The sequence below is a fragment of the Campylobacter sp. US50a genome (assembly GCF_004379015.1).
GTDB lineage: Bacteria > Campylobacterota > Campylobacteria > Campylobacterales > Campylobacteraceae > Campylobacter_D > Campylobacter_D jejuni.
Genome location: NZ_RYYJ01000061.1, coordinates 1 through 612, shown reverse-complemented (window position 1 = coordinate 612; position 612 = coordinate 1). Strand labels below are relative to the sequence as shown.

Annotated in this window: 1 protein-coding gene and 1 pseudogene; both read right to left on the bottom strand. The window is 26.8% G+C overall.

All coding sequences use genetic code 11. The features are described 5' to 3' along the window. Positions 1 to 59: 59 nt before the first annotated feature. Complete coding sequence (locus ELQ11_RS09655) at positions 60 to 251, bottom strand: hypothetical protein (protein ID WP_002779581.1); 192 nt, start codon at positions 249 to 251, stop codon at positions 60 to 62. Continuing rightward, a pseudogene (locus ELQ11_RS09650) lies at positions 244 to 612 on the bottom strand (DNA methylase); the annotation flags it as partial. The pseudogene ELQ11_RS09650 and the gene ELQ11_RS09655, both read right to left, overlap by 8 nt.

The window sequence follows — 612 nt, the reverse complement described above, 5'->3', positions numbered from 1 at the left end:
TTTTTTACTTGTTTTTAATTGATTTTTATATCTAAAATATTTTTCTCATAAAAACATGATTACTCGTTTATATAGATAGACTTTTCAAGCTTTCTTTCCATTTCTTTTTTCTTTTTTTCAATTGCTTCATCAAATCCTTTAAGCACTGAAAATGGAGCAAACTGTGCCGCTCTTTTTTCTAATGGCATAAGAGGATATTTTGTAGATTTTTTGTATTTAATATTAATAATATCATCGTGGTTATTAGGCATTGTGTCCTCCTATTTGCGAATTAATTTTTAAGCCATTTTCAAGACTCGAGGCTTTAAAAATAGATTTTTTTCCATATTTGTGAACAATCGCGAGTCTAGCTTTTTGTAATTTCTCTTCTTTTATAAAATTTTTATTTTCCTTCTGTTCTATGTCGGCAAAAAGACTGGGTTCTTTAATTTTTTTTATCGTGTCATTTTTTACAACATTATTAAGAGTAAGACTTATTTTTCTAATTAAAAAATCAGCATTAACTATTAAATCAAACAATTCTAAACCTTTATTGCAAATAGTTTCCAAGGAAGAGCTGTGGTAATCCAAATTGATTGTTGAATGTGCATTTTTTGGAATAGATCTTCCATA

Bases quoted from the DNA above. Each gene is read 5' to 3' on its own strand.
- ELQ11_RS09655 (WP_002779581.1), bottom strand. From the start codon at position 251: ATGCCTAATAACCACGATGATATTATTAATATTAAATACAAAAAATCT.